Annotated in this window: 14 protein-coding genes and 3 tRNA genes; 12 read left to right on the forward strand and 5 right to left on the reverse strand. The window is 68.4% G+C overall.

Translation table 11 applies throughout. The annotated features are described in order from the left end of the window. Nucleotides 1–25: 25 nt before the first annotated feature. Together IF78_RS0114870 and IF78_RS0114875 are read right to left on the reverse strand one after the other, a co-directional pair. A complete protein-coding gene (locus IF78_RS0114870) occupies nucleotides 26–1,477 on the reverse strand; it encodes an FGGY family carbohydrate kinase (RefSeq protein ID WP_031477107.1) in 1,452 nt (483 codons plus the stop codon). Nucleotides 1,478–1,662: 185 nt separating this feature from the next. Continuing rightward, the gene (locus tag IF78_RS0114875) at nucleotides 1,663–1,971 is read right to left on the reverse strand and encodes a YtxH domain-containing protein (protein WP_031477108.1); all 309 of its coding nucleotides are present in this window, start codon (nucleotides 1,969–1,971) and stop codon (nucleotides 1,663–1,665) included. A 158-nt stretch (nucleotides 1,972–2,129) separates the two neighbouring features. On the opposite strand from IF78_RS0114875, the gene IF78_RS0114880 reads away from it, so the two are divergent. The 3 genes from IF78_RS0114880 (at nucleotide 2,130) to IF78_RS0114890 (ending at nucleotide 2,535) form a co-directional block, all read left to right on the forward strand. Further along, nucleotides 2,130–2,202 (forward strand) — tRNA-Asn (locus IF78_RS0114880). 5 nt (nucleotides 2,203–2,207) lie between these two features. Beyond that, nucleotides 2,208–2,280, forward strand: a tRNA-Asn gene (locus tag IF78_RS0114885). A 181-nt stretch (nucleotides 2,281–2,461) separates the two neighbouring features. Continuing rightward, nucleotides 2,462–2,535 (forward strand) — tRNA-Ile (locus IF78_RS0114890). Nucleotides 2,536–2,686: 151 nt separating this feature from the next. Here the strand turns inward: IF78_RS0114890 and IF78_RS45010 are convergent. After that, a complete protein-coding gene (locus IF78_RS45010; protein ID WP_051827837.1) occupies nucleotides 2,687–4,576 on the reverse strand; it encodes a tyrosine-type recombinase/integrase in 1,890 nt (629 codons plus the stop codon). 511 nt (nucleotides 4,577–5,087) lie between these two features. Between IF78_RS45010 and IF78_RS0114900 the strand changes: the two genes are divergently transcribed. Next, nucleotides 5,088–6,062: a recombinase family protein gene (locus IF78_RS0114900; RefSeq protein ID WP_031477110.1), complete on the forward strand. Its 975-nt coding sequence runs from the start codon at nucleotides 5,088–5,090 to the stop codon at nucleotides 6,060–6,062. On the opposite strand, the gene IF78_RS0114905 is transcribed toward IF78_RS0114900, so the two are convergent. Further along, complete coding sequence (locus IF78_RS0114905) at nucleotides 6,059–6,826, reverse strand: hypothetical protein (protein ID WP_158751375.1); 768 nt, start codon at nucleotides 6,824–6,826, stop codon at nucleotides 6,059–6,061. The two genes, IF78_RS0114900 and IF78_RS0114905, sit on opposite strands and share 4 nt — an antisense overlap. A gap of 5 nt (nucleotides 6,827–6,831) precedes the next feature. After that, a complete protein-coding gene (locus tag IF78_RS0114910) occupies nucleotides 6,832–7,374 on the reverse strand; it encodes a hypothetical protein (protein WP_158751377.1) in 543 nt (180 codons plus the stop codon). Nucleotides 7,375–8,222: 848 nt separating this feature from the next. Here IF78_RS0114910 and IF78_RS45015 point away from each other — a divergent pair. From IF78_RS45015 to IF78_RS0114955, 8 genes are all read left to right on the forward strand, one after another. Continuing rightward, a complete protein-coding gene (locus IF78_RS45015; protein WP_051827841.1) occupies nucleotides 8,223–9,365 on the forward strand; it encodes a ParB/RepB/Spo0J family partition protein in 1,143 nt (380 codons plus the stop codon). Nucleotides 9,366–9,643: 278 nt separating this feature from the next. Next, entirely contained in the window at nucleotides 9,644–10,045 is a 402-nt protein-coding gene (locus IF78_RS0114925) for a DUF488 family protein (RefSeq protein WP_037640453.1), read from the forward strand. A gap of 134 nt (nucleotides 10,046–10,179) precedes the next feature. Beyond that, the gene (locus tag IF78_RS0114930; RefSeq protein WP_031477115.1) at nucleotides 10,180–11,514 is read left to right on the forward strand and encodes a putative antirestriction adenine methyltransferase; all 1,335 of its coding nucleotides are present in this window, start codon (nucleotides 10,180–10,182) and stop codon (nucleotides 11,512–11,514) included. 2 nt (nucleotides 11,515–11,516) lie between these two features. After that, entirely contained in the window at nucleotides 11,517–12,419 is a 903-nt protein-coding gene (locus IF78_RS0114935) for a ParB N-terminal domain-containing protein (RefSeq protein ID WP_051905101.1), read from the forward strand. A 25-nt stretch (nucleotides 12,420–12,444) separates the two neighbouring features. Next, a complete protein-coding gene (locus IF78_RS45020; RefSeq protein WP_051827845.1) occupies nucleotides 12,445–12,978 on the forward strand; it encodes a hypothetical protein in 534 nt (177 codons plus the stop codon). Further along, on the forward strand, nucleotides 12,975–14,468 hold the full coding sequence (locus tag IF78_RS0114945; RefSeq protein ID WP_051827847.1) for a terminase large subunit domain-containing protein: 1,494 nt from the start codon (nucleotides 12,975–12,977) through the stop codon (nucleotides 14,466–14,468). The genes IF78_RS45020 and IF78_RS0114945 overlap by 4 nt, the downstream gene beginning before the upstream one ends. A gap of 153 nt (nucleotides 14,469–14,621) precedes the next feature. After that, nucleotides 14,622–15,329, forward strand: a complete 708-nt coding sequence (locus tag IF78_RS45025) for an HNH endonuclease signature motif containing protein (RefSeq protein ID WP_158751379.1) — start codon at nucleotides 14,622–14,624, stop codon at nucleotides 15,327–15,329. Between the two features lie 123 nt (nucleotides 15,330–15,452). Further along, nucleotides 15,453–17,159 carry a hypothetical protein gene (locus IF78_RS0114955; RefSeq protein WP_031477120.1) on the forward strand — a complete coding sequence of 569 codons (1,707 nt, stop codon included), beginning with the start codon at nucleotides 15,453–15,455 and terminating at the stop codon, nucleotides 17,157–17,159. Nucleotides 17,160–17,254: the final 95 nt, after the last annotated feature.

Consider the following 17,254-nt stretch of genomic DNA (forward strand, 5'->3'; position numbering starts at 1 on the left):
ACCCTTACGTTCCGCCGGACGTGTCCTACGGCCGGAACGCCCCGGGATGCGTCTGATCCCGCACCGACACGAACTGCTGCCGGACCGCCTGACCCACCGCCAGCTCCTCGCCGGGGTCCAGGACCTGCGCGGCCGCGCCCTGCCAGACGGGCGGGGTGCGCGGGTCGAGGGTGCCCTGTGAGACACCGAGCGCCCAGGCGGCCTGCCGGGCGGCGCCGATCGCCGCGTAGTCCGCGGGCTGCGGTACGACGACCTGCGCCCCGAACAGCGCGGGCGCCGCCGTCTGCACGGCCGGCAGCTCGGCGACCGCCCCGAGCAGGAAGATCCGCCGCACCTCGACACCCCGGCCGCGCAGCACGTCGAGCGCGTCCGCGAGCCCGCACAGCATGCCCTCGAACGCCGCCCGCGCCAGGTGCTCCGGCTTCATCGACTCCCGCCGAAGCCCGGCCAGCGTGCCCGCGGTGTGCGGCAGATTCGGCGTCCGCTCACCCTCCAGATAGGGCAGCAGCACTAGCCCATGAGCCCCCGGCGTCGACTTCATCGCCAGCTCGGACAGGCTCTCCAGGTCGGACACGCCAAGGAGTTCCGCGGTGCCGCGCAGGGTGCGCACGGCGTTGAGGGTGGTGACGACCGGCAGGTGCATGCCGGTCGCGTCGGCCAGGGAGGTGATCATCCCGGAGCTGTCGACGAGCGCCTCGGGGTGCACGGCCATCACCGACCCGGACGCGCCGAGCGACACGACGGCGTCCCCGAGCCCGATGCCGAGCCCGAAGGCGGCGGACATGGTCTCGCCGGTCCCCGCGGAGATCAACAGCCCCTCCGGCGTCGTACCGGCCGCATCCGCCGGCCCGATCACCTCGGGGAGCATGGCCTGGTGGCCGAGCGCCAGCTCGACGAGATCGGAGCGGTAGGCGCCGGTCGCCGCCGACCAGTACCCGGTGCCGGAGGCGCCGCCCCGGTCTGTGGTCCTTCTCACGGGCCGGCCGAGCAGCTGCCACACCAGCCAGTCGTGTGCCTGCATGAGGACGGCGGCGCGCACGGCGTTCTCCGGCTCGGTCTTGGCGAGCCAGCGCAGCTTGGTCACCGGCTGCGCGGCCTGCGGCACACACCCCACGGCCTGCGCCCACGCCTCGCGTCCGCCCAGCGCGTCGATCAGGTCCGCCGCCGCGACCTGCGCACGCTTGTCACCCCCGACCATCGCCGGGCGCACGGTGTTGCCCTGCGCGTCCAGCGGGACCACCGCGTTCTGCTGTGCCGACACCCCGATGGCCTGCACGCCCTCGAGTAGCCCGCCGCCGGCCGCCTCCCCGAGGGACAGCAGCCAGGCCTGCGGGTCGACGTCGGAGGGGCGGGCGCCGTCCGGCGATTCCACCGGGTGCGGGGCGTACCCCTGCCTGAGCACGGCGCCTGTGTCCGTGTCGCAGACGACGATGCGAGTGAAATCGGGCGAACTGTCCAGCCCGGCGACTATCCCCATGCCTCAAATTCTGCCGTAGCGCTGCGCTTGCTCGGGCCATGAGCGCCGTAGGGGTGCGTGTCTGGTTTCGGGCGCGGGTCGTGGGGGGCCGGTCGCGCACTTCCCCGCACCCCTGCGGCGATGCGGCTCCCGGCGCCAGGAGTGCCGGCGCAGTGCCGATGCACGAAGACCCGCTGAAGGTGCTGCTACGTGTTGCTCGTGCCCCAGTCGTCCTCCGCGCCGCCGTTGTGGGCGCTGCGTTCGCGCAGGCTGCGGACTCGGGCGGCCACCGACTCGGGGACTCGGTCGCCCACCTTCTCGCTGACCGTGTGGTAGGCCTTGCCCGCGAAGTGGCGGCTCTGCTGGGCCGCGGACTCCGCGGTGTTGCGGACCGCGGGGTTCTGGGAGATCTCCCGGGCGGTCTTCTTCAGCTGTTCGTAGCGCTCGCGTCCGGCGCGTGTGCCGAGGACGTAACCGACGGCGAGTCCGATCACGAACGTGATCCGGTAGCGCATGGCGGCCACCCTTCCCTTGCGTAGGTCCCTGGTGCGGCGTCGGTGCCGAGGGGAACCGATTGGCGGAGCACCCCCCTGCTTGCGCTAATGTATGTGTCGCAGCGAGCGCACGCCCCCTGGCGAATACCCAGGTAGGTACGTTCGATGCAACGAGGCATTCCTCCGTAGCTCAATTGGCAGAGCAGCCGGCTGTTAACCGGCAGGTTACTGGTTCGAGTCCAGTCGGGGGAGCTCGGTCCTCCGTAGCTCAATTGGCAGAGCAGCCGGCTGTTAACCGGCAGGTTACTGGTTCGAGTCCAGTCGGGGGAGCATGCTGAACGAGGACCCCACGCCGGGGTCCTTTTTCATGTTCGTGTCCCTGCCGTGGGAACCGCGCAGGTCAAGGCGGAGTCCTTCAGGGCATGCGAAGTCGACCATACGAAGCAGGAGATCGTATGAGCGGCTATGCTGCGGCAGACGGCGCGCACACTTGTACGCGACACGCCGCTATGGGGCGGTAGCTCAGCCGGTTAGAGCAGCGGACTCATAATCCGTCGGCCGTGGGTTCGAGTCCCACCCGCCCCACACTCACCTCTCCCAGGAGAACCGTTTCTACCTGCGGAAACGTATGAACGGGGGGCACCACTCCAAGGTGGTGCCCCCCGTTCATACGTTCAGACCAAGATCCAGGGGACACACAGGGGACACGGGGCCGGTTCAGGGGACAGAGAGGCCCTCACGCTGCCTTCCGGCGCCCCTTCGAGGTCCCGCGTGCGGTCCGGGACGCTGTGGACGGCAGGCCCGTCGGGAGCGACCAGCCGTCCACGCCCGGAGACTCGGAGCGCGCGATCGTGAAGCGCGTGAGCGAGAAGTCGGCTCGCTGCTCCTCCGGGTACCGGTCGTTGAAGTTCTCGACCCGGACCAGCTCCAGGTCGTGTGCGGTGCAGTGGTCCCGTATCCACTTCACGGCCGCGTTGGCGGCGTCGTCCTGACCCCGGCCGGCAAGGGTGATCATGCCGAGGAGATCGGAGTCGGGTTGGGTCTGCGCTCCAACGGCCCAGGTCTCACCTGACTGCCGGGCGCCGTGGGCGAAGAAGACGGCGATGTCGCCCTGCCAGGTTCTTTCAGGGATCGTCAGCGGAGTGCGGACCTGGAGGGGGACTTCTCGGGGGACGACGGCCATGACCGACTCGGCCTCGGCTCGCATCATCTCGGGCAGCACGCTTGTGTAGGTGTCGGAGGTGATCTGGCGGGAAGAGTGACCCAGCTTCTCCTGAACCACCTTGATGTCGGTACCGGCGAGGAGGGACAGGGTGGCCGCGAGGTGGCGTAGGTCATGCAGGCGGACCGGCGGCAGGCCGGACAGCTCCACGAGGCGGGTGAAGCGGCGCGAGATCCAGTCAGGGTGCAGCGCCTCGCCGTTCTCGTGCGTCCACACGCGTCCGGTCTCGACGTAGGCGTCCCCCCACTCCTGGCGCTTCTGCTCCTGCTTCGCCCGGAAGCTGACCAGGTTGTCGCCAGACTCCAGGCTCAGGGACAGGGTGCGGACGCTGTCGGCCTTCGGCGCTTCGCCGTACAACTGGTAGGCGACCTCCACGATCTGCTGGGAGATCCGCAGCCAAAGGGCATCGGTGCTGACCTCTGTCCAGGGCAGCGCGGCCATCTCGCCGCGGCGGGGGCCGAGGAAGATGAAGCTGTGCCACAGCTCGTAGAGCCAGTCGTCCTTGATGAAGTCGAGGAACTGGCCGGTCAGCTCTGGTGTCCAGACCATGACTGGGCCGGGCTTCTCGCCAGTGCGCTTCCAGTGCTCGATGCGCTCGGGCGTCCAGACGAGCGGCTTCGGCCGGGTGACCGGCGGCAGCTCGACGAGCTGTGCCCAGTTCTTGGAGAACGCCTGCTCGCGCTTGATCCCCCAGGAGAGCGCCGAGCTGAGGGTGTCGTTGATGCGGTGCATGGTGGCGGCGGAGGTGACCTTCCGCAGCCCCTTCTTGCCCTCGCGGAGCGCGGCGTTCGCATCGAGGAAGGCGCGGCGGGCGGCGCGGCGCTCCTCCTTCTTGGCGTAGCCCGCCGTCTTCACCCAGGCCCGGTGTGCGGCGTCGCGTTCCTTCCGGAGTTGGTCGACGCGGAGGCGGTGGAGGATCCGCTCGGCGTTCTCCTTCTCGATCGCGTCGTACATCTTGTCGAGGTGGCGGACCTTGAGGTCGCGGCGTTTGATGTGCCCGAGGTGAGGGAGGAGGTAGTTGTTGATGTGCTCCTCGTAGCCGTGGCGGGTGGTGCGGGCGAGGGACTTCTTGGCCTTGATCCACCGGAGGAAGAAGTCGCCGCACGTCTCGTCGGAGAGCACGTCGGTGCCGGCCGTGGCCGCGTCGTACAGCTCCTTGGCCTTCTTCTTGGCGTCATCCAGCTTGGCGAAGCCACCGCGGCGCACTCGCGCACGTTTGTTGCCCTCGCCGCGCTCGGCCTCGAAGTAGAAGTACCAGGTGCCGTGGCCCTTGCCGAGCTTTGGGCACGTCAGCCCGATGTCTCCGATCTTCGGTTCGCCATCGGCGTCGAGGACCGGGTTGCCCTCCTCGTCCTTGAGCGGCCCCTTGCACTGGCATCGCCGGTAGTAGCTCGGCTTGAACATCCGACCCCCTGCTGTCGACTGGCCACAGCCAGCCGAGGCTGTGCGTACGTGTCTGGCGTGATCTCTCTTGATCTTGCTGGGGGTGTCGGACAGCGTTGTAAAGTTGCTGACAAGTTGGCGCGGGGGAGATTGCGACCAACGCGATGACTGCTCAGGAAGCGGGCGGACAGGCTTCGGCCGGAGCGATGGGTCTGGAGGAGCTGCTGGCTCTTCCGGCCACGGTCAACGTGACAACTGCCGGGCGTGCTCTGGGAATTGGCCGAGACAAGGCGTACGAGCTGATCCGCAATGGGAAGTTCCCTGTTCGGACGCTCCCGCTAGGCGGCACAGTTCGGGTACCAACGGTGGAGCTGTGGAAGGTCCTCGGCATCGAGCAGTGCCGGGAAGCGGGGGTGAGTACGTGATCGACGGAGGCGGCGCGTGATCTTGGGGTGTTTGTTTGGTTTCCAACAATGTGACCTATCTTCGGTAAACTAGTTCGCTAAAGGGGGTCGGTAGGAGGGGCGAGGAGATGCCGAGGCTGTACGGCTTTGAGGACATGGCGTACCGGCGGGTGCGCGAGAGCGAGGCGGAGGGCATTCGTGCTGCCGCCTCGCGGCGGTTGCTCAAGCAGCCCTATCCCGCCATCACGGAGTGGATGAACGCCGAGGGGTACCGCACGACGCGCGGTGGTCTGTGGAAGCCAGACGTCCTGGCGAACGTGCTCGATCACCCGGCCATCGCCGGCCTGGAGGAAGACGAGAACGGCAACCTCGTCGAAACGGGCGGCCCCGCGATCATCCCTCGGGAGGACTTCGAGGCCATCCGTGCCATGCGCCCCGTCCATGACCCCGACAAACAGCGGGCCCCGCAGCGGGAGTACTTGATCCCCGGCCCGATGGGTACTTGCGGGCTGTGCACGACCTCGCTGGGCTCCTCTCCCTCGAACCGCGGCAGCCGCGGGTACCGGTGCGCGCCCAGTACAGCGCAGCATCCGGGCGGGTGCGGCAAGGTCCGCATCAATGCTGACCTGCTGGAGACGTACGTCGCTGAGCACGTTCTGGCGGAGTTGGCCAAGCCAGAGGTCAGCGCGCTGATTGGTCAGGCGCGAGATGAACTGCTCGCCCAGGCTGCCCTCTTGCGTAAGGAGGCGGCAGCCGCGCGCCGTCGGCAGAAGAAGCTGGGCGTGGACTACGGGCGTTCGCCGGACATGTCACTCAAGGCGTTCAGGGCAGCCGATAAGGAACTCACGCAACTGATCCGCGAGAGCGAGACGAAGGCTCGTCTCCTGGAGCAGGTCAAGCACGTGCCGGTCGGTGACATCCCTGACCTCGTGCGCTGGTGGAAGCACGCGCCGATGAGGGCGAAGAAGGGTGTCCTGGTTCTCATGCTGGAGAAGGTGGCCGTGTACCCGGCCGCGTCCAGGGGTTCTCGCACGGTGGACGCGGACCGGGTGGCACTGCATTGGCGTCAGTGGGGCGCGGAGGCTGAGGAGAAGTCCGCCTAAACTGCTCTGCCAGCGCATTTGGGGCTGACGTTGTAGCCGATGGTGGCCAGCGCGAGACCGGTGGCCACACAGATGATGGAGAGCCCCGCCAAGGCGGGGCTGACGGCGTTTTCGACAGACAGCGGCCAAGCGTGCCCGGTCCGGTCAGCGATGATGTACGCGCTACGGCTGAGCGCATGGGCGACGGCGAAGACGCCCCCGGCTGCAGCGATGGACAGTCCGGTTGCGGCTGCGCGTCGTTGCTGCCAGGCCGCAATGGCCAGCCCGGTAGAGAAGGCGCCGATTTCCAGCCCGGCCACGGCTGTGAAGCCGAGGTAGGTGAGCAGGTACAGCCGGACGTCGGATCTACGCGCGTAGGTCGCGGACAGCTCAGTGTGCGCGGTGTCGGCCATGTGGAACTCCCAGATCATCGCCGCGACAACACAGCACACGGCGATGATGCGCACCGCGACTCCCGCCTGTACGTGGCTTCTTGAGTGCGTCCAGTCCACGATCATGACTTGGAGGCATGCCCAGAAGATCACTGCGGCGAGATCCGAGGCGAGGGAGGAGACCTCGTTGAGGTCCATGAGTCGGTCAACGGCTTCGGCGACTGTGGGGATCGCCAGGAGTGAGCCGATGAAGCAGGCTGCGAACGCCGACATTCGGGCCCTGTGGGCGATTTGATAGACCGCTTGATTGCGACGCTTACGGGTGTAGTGCAGGCGTGTCGCCGCGCTGATGGCTGTGGCAAGGGCACAGACACCGTAGATGAGGCCGTCCAAGAGGTTCAACGTCCTTCCAGATCATCCGCTGCCCTCTCAGCGGCTTCGTGCAGGCTCAGCAGGCGGCGCGGCCGGCCCTCACGGGGCTGGTCGACGCCGGGGGGAGGTGGGGGGATCGCGGGGACCTCTTCGGACAGTCCCCTGCGAACACGGATCTCCCGGAGCTTCGAACGGATTTCAAGAATGTCCTGCACTTCAAGGCCCTGCATTAAACGCAGGACTTCGCGGGCTTCAGGGTGCTCCCGGTACACCGACAGGGCTGCGAGGTCGTCCCACTCCCGTCCTGAGAGCAAGAACGCGGCCGGGGCGTCCAATGCCTGAGCGAGCGCAGCGATGGTAGACGACCTGGGATTGCTGCTGGTGCCGTTCATCAGGCTGTTGACGGTGCCGTGCGACAGCAGGGGCTTGCGCTGTCCCACGGGGGTCGTCGCATCTGAGACGTCCCGGGCGCTGGGCGTGAACCCGTCCGGATCGCGGCGCAGGCGCAGCAGGACGAGCAACTTCGAGGCCAGACTCATGTGTTGACGCCGGTCGGTGGTGTCTGTCATGTCCGCCTTCTCTGGCCGTGTCGTATGCTGCCGCAGGTGACTGGCCGGTAACAATCGTCCCTGCCTCTACGATACCTCGCAGCTCGGAGGGGTTATAGGGTTTGTTGGACAGTTTCCTCGGGGGAGCCGGCGGGTGAACTGCGGGCGTCACGCGCTCCGTTACCTGCCTCTTGGTGGGCTGTCGAGGAAGTCGCATCTGGGCGGGCGAAGGCGGCGCGCTTGCCGTTCACGGGAGGAATCGCATGTCCGAAATCGACGAGCGGCGGATCGCTGAACTGGCCAAGCAGCCCCCGTGTTTGCTTCGAGGCGGGGCGGGTGTCTCGACCCGCCAGGAGGCCCGAAAGCTGCTGGAGTGGCAGGCTGGCATGCGCGGCCGGGAGCCAGACGATGGCCTGCAAGAGGATGGGTGCTGTTGAGTCACAGGGTGGCCAGCACCCAGACAGGGGTCAGATAGGTGACATTTTTGAGATGCTGCTGTACGTTCTGACGTGCCGGGCGGGTACAGCAGCCGCAGGAGCCCCGCACGGCAGCGTCGCGTGAGCGGCGTCCTTCCCTACTCCTCGCCGGGTGGCCGACCCCCCCCGCGCCCCACCCGGCGAGGAGTCGGCCGTCCCGGTGCGGCCGTCGGGGTGCGTGACGGGAGTCAGCCCGCCGTGACCGCTTGGTCGTGGCGGGCTCTCTCATGTCCACAGCCGGAAAGGGGAATTCGGAAATGCAGCGAATTCCCTTTTCTGAATTCCTTTGAATTAAAAGAGTTCTGAACTTGCTTTGGCGGTATTCGCCATTAAGATATAAGTGTAAGAACAAAGGGGAACACCCCTAACGGAATTCACGAAAGGCGCGGGGAAATGGCTGACAACAAGGTCGAGTTCATCAACATCAAGGTCAGCGAGATCGCTCCCAACCCGGAGCAGCCGAGGAAGTTCTTCTCGGAGGAGGCGCAGGATGAGCTGACCAACAGCATCAAGGAGAACGGCCTCCTCCAGCCGGTCGTCATCCGGCCGGTCGAGGGCGCCAAGGTCCCTTACATGCTGATCGCGGGCGAGCGGCGCTGGCGGTCCTGCCAGGCGGCCGGCCTGGAGGTCATCCCGGCGAAGGTCGTCGAGGGTGCCACCGAGGAAGAGGCGTACGTCCTCAGCATCGCTGAGAACGTCAACCGGGCGGACATGACCATCATGGAGGAGGCCGGTGCGTACGCCGACCTCAAGGCCGCTGGCTGGACCCCGGCGAAGATCGCCAAGCAGTTCGGCAAGACCGAGACCCACATCACCTGGAGGCTCGGTCTGCTCACCCTGCGCCCCGAGGTGGCCGAGATGGTCGACCAGGGACAGATCAAGAACAACCTCGCCTGGCACATCGCCCAGCTCAACCCGGCGAACCAGATGGTGGCCGCCATGCGGTATGTGCGCGGCGACTTCGACAGTGAGGCCGAGGCGCAGCACTTCGCCAACGGCCTCAAGATGATGGAGCAGCAGACCTCCCTCACCAACGAGAAGGCGCCGACGGCCGAGGAGCAGGAGAAGCAGAAGAAGGCCAAGGTCAAGGCGAAGGACGGGCTCGGCAAGGCGGAGGAGGTCCTGATCCCGCTGCTGGAGGAGCTGGCGGAGAAGAAGCCGGAGGACCTGGCCGTCATCCTCGGTGACGACCTCGCGCGTCACCTGCGGGTCGTCGGCCGCCTGTACGCCAAGGTGCAGATGGTGCGGAACCTGCTGAGCAAGGCGCAGGGCTTCCAGCGGGCCATGGCCGAGGAGTTCAACAAGGCGGCCGCGGAGGTCCAGCAGGAGGCGGCGGCTGTGAAGAAGGCCGAGGCGGCGGCCAAGCCCGAGGCGGAGGCCGAGAAGCCGGAGGCGAACTCGGCAGGCAAGCCGCAGGCCACGGCGAAGAAGGCGGCGGCCAAGCCCGCCCCGAAGCCGGCGGCGCGCACGACCACGGGCACCAAGGCCCCGGTGCGCCGGACGCCTGCCAAGAAGGCTGAAGCGGCAGCGAAGTAGCACTGAGGGGCGCGGCAGAGGCCGCGCCCCTCCCTTCCTGCGGGTTTGGATGAGTGGGCGCGGCCGGAATTCCGGCCGCGCCCGTTTCCGCTTGAATTCCTCTCCGAATTCCAACCCGTTTCGATGAGTAGCCCGGGCCGGGCGCGCAGGGAGGTGTGCTCCCTACGCGCCCGGTGCCGCTCAGCCAGGTCCGAGCGGGCGGCATCATCGGTCACCGGGGCAGCCGTCGCCAACGCCGACGCACCCCGGCATCTGAGCACCACGAAAGGAATGGCCACGTGCTCACCCTGTTCACCAACCGGTTCCAGGCGTTCCAGCCCACGCAAGGGGTGCCGGTGCGCATCACCCTGGGCGCTCCCCGCTTCAAACTCCCCTACTCCCTCACCCACTCGGTGCGGGAGCTCGCGCCGCGTCGGGACTATCTCTCCCAGCCCGAGCCCGAGTTCACGACGGCCTACTGGGCCGACCTCGACCAGCTCGGGCCCGAGCGGATCGCCGCGCGGCTGCGGCAGATCACGCAGGCGGAGGGCGATCACCGCCTGGTGCTGCTCTGCTTCGAGGACCTGGCAAAGCCGGGACTCTGGTGCCACCGCCGCGTGTTCGCCGCTTGGTGGAAGGAGGTCACGGGGGACGAGGTGCGGGAGCTGTCCCCGATGGATCAGCAGGGCACCTTGATCTGAGCGTCGGAACCGCGCCGCAAAAATAGGTGACATGATTTCAAGGGGCTGCCTGCTCCTTGTGTGAGGTTCCAGCGCAGCGCCCGGCCCCGGCATCCCGCCGAGGCTGGGCGCTGTCGTTCGTCGGGAGGCGAGAGATGTTCCAGGGCACCATCCCGGGCCCCATGCGCTCCATCGTGCGCGAGACCGCCAGCCAGTGGCCGAGCGGCCCGGTGTACGTCCCGTGCTGCGGCAACTTCACCATCGAGCGCAGCGTGGCCGACATGGGCTTCGCCCTCCACTCCTCCGACGTGTCCATCTACACCAGCGCGGTCGGCCGGTGGCTTACCCGGCAACCGGTCGGCATCCAGCTCCGCGAGGAGTGCCGAGATCAACTCGGCTGGCTCGCGGACTCCTTGGACGACGGTGTCGGCACCGTCGCCACGCTCATGCTCGGCACGCGGTTCCTCGCCAGCGTCGGTCGCGAGGGGCTGTGGCATGAACGGGTGGTGCGCTCCTACCGGGAGCAGTGGGAGGTCAAGCACGCGGAGACGGTCGAGCGGCTGTCCGGCTCGGACATCGAACTCGCCTCGTATGAGGTGGAGGACGTGCGCTCCTGGCTCCAGAAGGTTCCGCGTGACGCCCCGGTGTGCTCCTTCCCTCCCTTCTACGGCGGTGGCTACGAGAAGCTGTACGAGCCGTTGGAAGCGCACTTCACCTGGGACGCACCCGAGTATGAGCCGCTGTCCGACGACGACGTGGTCAGCGTGCTCGGCGCGATTACGGACCGGCCGTACTGGCTAACGGCCTCCAACCATGACGTGCCAGAGCTGCACTCCTACCTGCGCGGCGTGATCAAGGCGACCCCGCGCGCTGCTCCCTTCTACGTGTACGCCAGTCAGGCCCGGACGAGGATCGTTGCTCCGCGCCAGCCGATCGAGCCGGTGAAGGTTCCCCGCCTGCGCGAGGGTGAGGAACTGGTCGGCCCGCTCACGCTGTCGCTGCTGAAGCCCGGCCAGTTCAACGCGCTACGCTCCCGGTACCTCAACCCGAAGATTGCGCCCGGCGCGGCGAACCTGGCCGTCGCGGTGAAGGACGGCGGCGGACGGCTCCTTGGGGTGTTCGCGATGGCTCCGAGCACGTTCACGCCGGACGAGGCGTACGTGCTCTCGGACTTCGCGGTCGCGCCGACCGACTACCCGCGGTTGTCGAAGCTGATCGTGCTCGCGGCCACCAGCGCCGAGGCGCAGTTGCTGTGCCAGCGGGCGTTCTCGCGGCGGATCCGGAGGGTGGCGACGACGGCGTTCAGCAACAACCCGGTGTCGATGAAATACCGCGGGCTGCTGCGGCTGCACAAGCGCAGCCCATCGAACGAGGGCGGCTGGAAGTTCCAGCTCCAGTACCAGGGGGCTATGGGTCAGCACACGCTGGCCGAGGCCCTTCAGATGTGGGTGAAGCGGTGGGGCGCCCCGACGACGAAGACGGGAGTCTGATCATGGAGGAGACCACTCGCCTCGCCCCGCCGCAGATGGTGCAGGGCGACCCGCGCACGCTGACGCTACTCGACGTCAACGCGCGGTTCTTGCCGCACGAGCAGTTCCGGCAGCTCGTGGCGAACATCGAGCGTGACGGCTGCCTGACCTCGACGCCGCTGGTGTGGAACGACCGCGACACAGGGCGGCTGGTCGTCCTGTCCGGCAACCACCGCACGCTCGCCGCGATCGAGGCCGGCCTGTCGCAGATCTGGTGGATGCAGATAGACGAGCCGCTGCCCCGCCAGCGGCAGATCGCTCTCCAGCTCTCGCACAACGCCATCGCAGGCCAGGACGACCCGGCGATCCTCAAAGAGCTGTACGACGAGCTGGAATCTGTGGAGTGGCGGCAGTACACAGGCCTGGACGACAAGGCCCTGGACCTGCTGGAGAAGGTGGATGTCGCCTCCCTGGGCGAGGCGAACCTCGACTTCGCCAGCGTGCAGTTCATGTTCCTGCCCGATGAACTGGAGCGAGCGGAAGCTGCGTTCGACGCAGCCCGATCCACGGCGACGGCGGACCAGCGATGGGTGGCCGGGCTGGAGCAGTACGAGCCGGTGCTCGATGCGCTGGAAACCTCCCGAGCCGCGTACAAGATCGGCAACAGCGCGACGGCACTCGGCGTGATCCTCGCTGTGTTCGAGCGGCACCTGGGCGAGCTGGCCGAGGGCTGGTTCGACGCGGACTCCAGGGAGGCGACCCGGGCGGGGACGGCGCCGTTGGAGACGGTGTTCGGCGTTCGGGACGTGCCGGTGGAGACGGCCGCCGTCGTGCGGGCGGCCATTGACGGGATGGTGCAGGACGGCACCGTGCCAGCCGACGAGCCGTGGCGGGCGCTGGAAGTCCTGGCCGCACATAGCAACTAGACGGCCGTTGGCCAGGAGGTGAGCGGTGGCCGAGGACACCGTGGAGTCCTGGGAGCGGCAGAGCGGGGAGTCGGTCCAGGCGTTCGAGGCGTTCGCCGTGTACCGCGATCTCGGCCCAGCGCGGAGTCTGACAAAAGCGGCACGCGAGTTGCATAAATCCCGCACGTTGCTGGGCCGGTGGTCGCGGCAGTTCGCATGGGTGATGCGGGCCGCGGCCTACGACCGGGAGCAGGACCGGCTGTTCCTCGCAGAACAGGCGCAGGCGCGGCGGGACATCGCCCGCAGGCACGCGAAGTTGGCGCAGGCCGTGCAGAGCAAGGCGGTCGCGCGGCTCCAGACACTCGACCCGCGAGAGTTGTCGCCGTCGGAGTTGCTGCGCTACATCCAGGTCGCGGCGGAGATCGAGCGGCGCGCCGTGGGTGAGGCCCCGGCGGCCGGGACGGTCGAGGACCGGGACCAGGCCGTGGACGTGGCCTCTCTGTCGGACGAGGAGCGCCGGGCCCGGATGGACCAGCTCCGTCGTGAACTGGAGCGCCGGCTGTCGGAGGGCGCGCAGTGAGCCGCGGCCGGGCCAAGCGCCGCATGGTCGAGGGGTTCGCGGACCCCTCGGTAATGAGCGACGAGCAGCTGAAGGCCGAGGTCGCCGCCCTGGTCCGCGCCGATGAGCTGTCGGCGCGCAGGTGGGCGTGCGAGGTCCCGAACTGTAACGGGCTGCCCCACGCGGGGTGGCTGCACCACCATGCCCGCGCGGCGCAGCGTCAGCCGCTGTGGCTGTGGACGGTGTGGATGCTGCTCACCGGCCGTGGCTGGGGCAAGTCCCGGACGGCGGCGGAGACGGTGAAGGAGTGGGCGCAGACACCAGGTCTTCAGATCGCGGTGGTGGCGAAGAACGCGACGCTCGTGCGGGACATCTGCTTCGAGTCCCCGAAGTCGGGGCTGCTGTCGGTGTTCCCGCCTGAGGAAGTGGCGAAGTACAACTCGTCGCTGGGTGAAACGACGCTGCGCCTGGTGAACGGCACGCTGATCCGGGGATTCGGTGCAGAGACGCCGGACAACCTGCGCGGCTGGGCGTTCGACAAGGCATGGTGCGACGAGTACGCGGCCTGGTCGCGGCACACCGCGCAAGAGGTCTACGACATGCTGTGGTTCTGCCTGCGTGAGGCGGACGCCCCGCAAGTCGTGATCTCCACGACGCCGAAGCCGCTCCCACACGTCAAGAGGCTCGTCGAGCGGGGCCGTGCCCAGGAGAAGGCGCACCTGGAGGGCGGGGCGCCGCCTCGGGTGGTGCTGACCCGCGGGCACATGCGGGAGAACGACGCGAACCTGTCGGCGGCGGCCCGAGAAGAGCTGGAGGAGGAGTACGCCGGCACCCGGTTGGGGCGGCAGGAGCTGTCCGGCGAGCTACTCGAGGACGTGGAGGGCGCGCTGTGGAAGGGGTGGATGCTGGAAGTCGAGGGCTTCCGCCCCCGGCCCGAGCATCTGCCTGACCTCCAGCGCGTGGTGGTCTCCGTCGATCCGGCCACGAAGTCGCACGAGAACGCGGACATGACCGCGTTCACCGTGGCGGGCCGTGGGTTCCCAGTGGAGACGATGTTCGGGGATGACCGGCCTCGCGGGTATCTGCTGCACTGCGAGCAGGACCGGCATACGCCGACGCAGGCGATGAAGCGGGCCGCTGAGCTATACCACGAGCACCGCGCCGACTGCGTGGTGATCGAGGCCAACAACGGTGGTGACTACCTGCCCGCGCTGCTGGAGCAGGTGGACCCGACGGTGAACTGGCGGATCGTTCATGCAACGCGTGGGAAGCGGGCGCGGGCGGCGCCGGCGGCGCAGCTGTACGAGCAGGCCAGGGTGTCGCATGTCGGTCCGGCCCGGCGGTTCGCGGAGCTGGAGGAGCAGATGACGACGTTTGTCGGCCAGGGCGAGACGGAGGACTCGCCCGACCTGCTGGACTCGGCGGTGTGGGCGTTGTGGGACCTGTTCCTGGATCCGACGATGCCGCCTCCGCGTGGTGGGGATGACCAGCGGCTCGCTGGTCGGCGGTAGTTGGGCCAAGGCCGTTGTCAGTGGGTTGTGGCAGCGTTGCGAGTTGATCGGCGCTGGACAGACGGGGAGTCGGGGATGGCGGGGGAAGCTCGGGTGATGCCGGCATGGGTGGAGAGCGGCCGGACCGTTGGGGTTCCGGCCGTGGCGTCGGTCGTGGACGCCCGCAAGATGAGATCTCGCCGTGAGGGCGCGCTCGGCCGGTTCGGGGTGGGCATGAAGAGCGTGATGAGTCTGCCCACCGGGACGGGGAAAACCGCGACCGCTGTGGCGGTGGCGATCGAGATGGCCAGGCAGGGCCAGAGGCTGACGCTCGTGGTCAAGGACCGTGCCGAACAGGAGGCGGTCGAAGCACAGCTGAAGGCCGCATGGGCAGGGCTGGATGAGGCGGCAGGTGATCAGGCCGCACCGGACAGCTTCCATCTGGTTCCCGAGCCGTACGCACCCCGACGCTTGCGTGCTCGCACCACCCCGGTAGCCGCGTACCGGGCGTTGTGTATGAGGGCGGCGGAATGGGAGGAGTCCGGGCGGGATCAGGAGCGGCGGGCCGTGGGGGGAGACCGACGTGTTCGGAATTCCGCAGCACGTCGGGCGGTGGTCATCCGAAGTGGGGGAAGGTGCGAGAACCCAGAGTGCTTGCTGCCGGACCTCCCGTACCGGACGAAGGCCGGGGAGCCGCTGCTCGAGGTCGACCACATCGATGACCACGCTGGTGGCGGCCGGGATCATCCGGCGGCGATGATCGCCTTGTGCCCGAACTGCCACAGCAACAAGACGCACGGAGCGGAGCGGGGTGCGCTTACCGAACGCCTGCGCAAGGTGGCGGCAGAACGCCATGCCACCTGGGCGACCAGTGTCACGTAGCCGGGTCGTGGGGTTCGCTGGGCTATAGGCTGATCAACGGCGCGGGGCCGACGTCCGGAGGAGACTGTGGGCCTGCGCCAACTCGTTATCGATGCGTGGTCGTGGCTGAACTACAAGCCCGTTATGGCCGATGCCGGGCGTCCCGGCAGCCGCGCGTTTCCGGAGCTGGCCAAGACGTGGGTCCCGCCGCAGGAGCTACGGCGGCTGGCCGCATACAAGGTGCTGGCGGCGTACGACAACAACCAGGCCGGACAGCTCGCGGCGGCCGGTGGCGACGAGAGCGCGCTGGAGCGACGGGAGCTGGGCGACGCGGCGAACCTCGTAGACACCGCGCTCGGCTACCTCCTCGGTTCAGAACAGAAGGTCGCGGTCGAGGGCGCGGAGCACGCCGATGAGGAGACGCCGACGCCCGGTGCGGCGGAGGCCGCCGCGGTGCAGGACCGGTTGCGGAAGTGGGCAGACAAGGAGCTGCTGACGTTCCGGGTGCAGCAGGCGGAGCGGGCGGCGGTGCTGCTCGGGGACAGCGTGATGGTGCTGGCGTGGAACCCGCAGAAGCAGCGGCCGACGCTGCGGGTCTACGATCCGGGGTTCTTCTTCCCGCAGTGGGGCGATGAGGATGAGGACTTCCCGAGCCGCGTGCATCTGGCGTGGGAGCTGCCGGCGGACGACGACGCAGGGTTGAAGGCCAGGGTGCGCCGGGTGACGTACGAGCTGGGTCCGATCTTCGAGGACGAGCCCGACGGCGACGTCGGCGCTGCGGCTGGTGGACGGCAGTACCCGTGGGAGCCGGGGCGGACGTCCAACGTGACGTGCTATCTCACGGACGCGGAGTGGCTGCTGGAGGACCTGAAGAACGGTGAGACGCTAGACCGGCTGCCGATGGACAAGGCACGTTTCCGGGTGAGATCGGACGGCACGGAGCTGAACCGGCTGGATCTGATGATCGACTTTGTGCCGGTGGTGCACATCGCGAACACGATCCCGGACGGCGGGGAGCAGTGGGGGCGCTCGATTCTGGCTCGGGTTCTGCAGGCGCTCGATGAGCTCGCGGCCACGGACTCGGACAGCTCCGCGGCCTCCGCGACAACGGGCACGCCGATCATCGGCCTCGCGGGTGCGCGGCTGCCGGTGGACCGGGCAACGGGCAAGCCACAGGAGCTTCAGGTGAAGGCCGGTGCGGTGTGGCAACTCGGCGAAACCGGGCGGATGGATGCCCTGGACACGTCGCCGCAGCTGGCCGAACTGCGGGCGCGCGTGGATCACCTGCTGGAGCGGATCGCGGCCAACTCGCGGGTGACGGCGGCCGGGCTCGGGACGCTGGAGGCCACGGAGGTGCCGTCGGGGTACGCGCTGAAGCTGGCTCTGGGGCCGCTGGATGCTCTGATCGGCATGATGCGGCTCGCCCGTGAACATAAGTACCGGCTGCTGTTCAAGATGGTGCAGCGGCTGTACCAGGCCGGGCGTGCGGAGGGCTGGGCTGCTGGGGAGACGCTGCCAGCGCGGCTGGCGTGGGCGCCGCACACGCCGACGGACCGGGGCGCGGTGCTGGAGGAGGTTGTCAAGGCGTACGGGGCGGGGGTGCTGTCGCTGGAGACGGCGGTGGCGATGCTGCTGGAGGCCGGGTACCCGATCAAGGACGCCTCGCAGGAGGTGGAGCGGATCCGGGCTAAGGCGGAGCAGGAGGCCGCGGTGCGGATGGCGGAGGCCGCTGCTCGGCGCGAGCGCGACGAGGATGACGGCGACCAGGAGGAGGACGGGTCGGGGTCGGCCGGGGTGAGGAAGCCGGTGGGGAAGGTGAGCGAGCGGGAGCCGGTGGAGGCGGGCCGGTGACGCGGCCTCGGGGTGGTGCCTTCCTTGTTCGACGCCATTGGGGGCAGTCGGACAGGGCTCGTGGCCGTGTCGGTGCAAGTGGCTACACTGGCTGC

This window comes from Streptomyces bicolor (genome assembly GCF_000719285.1).
In the GTDB taxonomy this organism is placed as follows: Bacteria; Actinomycetota; Actinomycetes; order Streptomycetales; family Streptomycetaceae; genus Streptomyces; species Streptomyces bicolor.